This window comes from Roseomonas chloroacetimidivorans, assembly GCF_049629625.1.
GTDB classification, from domain to species: domain Bacteria; phylum Pseudomonadota; class Alphaproteobacteria; order Acetobacterales; family Acetobacteraceae; genus Roseomonas; species Roseomonas chloroacetimidivorans.
In genome coordinates this window covers 1-907 of sequence record NZ_JBNBZS010000300.1, presented here as the reverse complement: position 1 = coordinate 907, position 907 = coordinate 1, and the positions used below count along the sequence as shown (strand labels likewise).

Below are 907 nucleotides of genomic sequence, written 5' to 3'. Positions count from 1 at the left end.
CGATGATGCGGGCACGTCGGCTCAATCCAAACAGCATCGAGGGCCACCATGAAGACTTCGGATCTCATCGAGCGCGTATCGGCCACCGCTGGCATCGAGAAGAGCATCGCCAAGAAGGCCGTTGAGGCCGTCCTGGCCGGCATCGTTGAATCGGCCAAGTCAGGGGAGGAGGTGAACCTCCCCGGTTTTGGCAAATTCAAGACCAGGCAGGTTCCTCCGCGACAAGGCCGCAACCCGTCGACGGGAGAGGCGATCGAGATTGCCGCCTCGCGAAAGATGACCTTCGCCCCCGCCAAGCAGGTCAAGGACGTTCTTGCAGAATGAAGGGCGATGTTCCGATAGTCACGGAAGTGAACAGCGCGCTACGGTTCCAGCTCTAGCTTCAGCGACGCGCAATACGCAGGGCCGTCATTGCGTTTGATCGGCGGCTTCAGAACTGCATTTCGCGTAAATCTCCTCTCTCGCCAGTTGCCATATGGGCGAGAGAGGCCCGCGCGGCGCTGCGGATGTGGCGGGCGGCGGTCAAGGACCAGGGGAGATTGCACATCGAACGCTGGCACCGGAAGGGTTCATGAACCTCCCGTTGCAGCTCGTGAGACAAAGACGTGGTGGGCAGGCCGGGGTATTTGATGAGCTGTCAACTCGCGTTGTTATCTGGCCACCCCTGCGACTGGCCCGGGTGCGCTGCGAGCGCGGACCCATAAGGACCCGACGCGACATAACTGCTTCAAGGTGGCTACTGATTGGGTGAAATGGTGTAATTCCACTCGCCGTGCAACAGGTCGCGCTTGATGGCGAGCGCGGCCATCTCCGCATCCGTGACCTTGATGCCTTTGGGATAGCGTATGCGTCAGCGGGGCCACACGGTTGACAAGCTTGGGTGTGCGAGCTGGGGATCAGCTTTTGC

1 protein-coding gene and 1 pseudogene are annotated in these 907 nt (G+C 60.6%); one reads left to right on the top strand and one right to left on the bottom strand.

The annotated features are described in order from the left end of the window. Window positions 1-48 precede the first annotated feature (48 nt). Complete coding sequence (locus tag ACO1BU_RS37605; RefSeq protein ID WP_424140768.1) at window positions 49-324, top strand: HU family DNA-binding protein; 276 nt, start codon at window positions 49-51, stop codon at window positions 322-324. Window positions 325-736: 412 nt separating this feature from the next. On the opposite strand, the pseudogene ACO1BU_RS37600 reads toward ACO1BU_RS37605, so the two are convergent. Then, window positions 737-841, bottom strand: a pseudogene (locus tag ACO1BU_RS37600) (ISAzo13-like element transposase-related protein); the annotation flags it as partial. Window positions 842-907 lie beyond the last annotated feature (66 nt).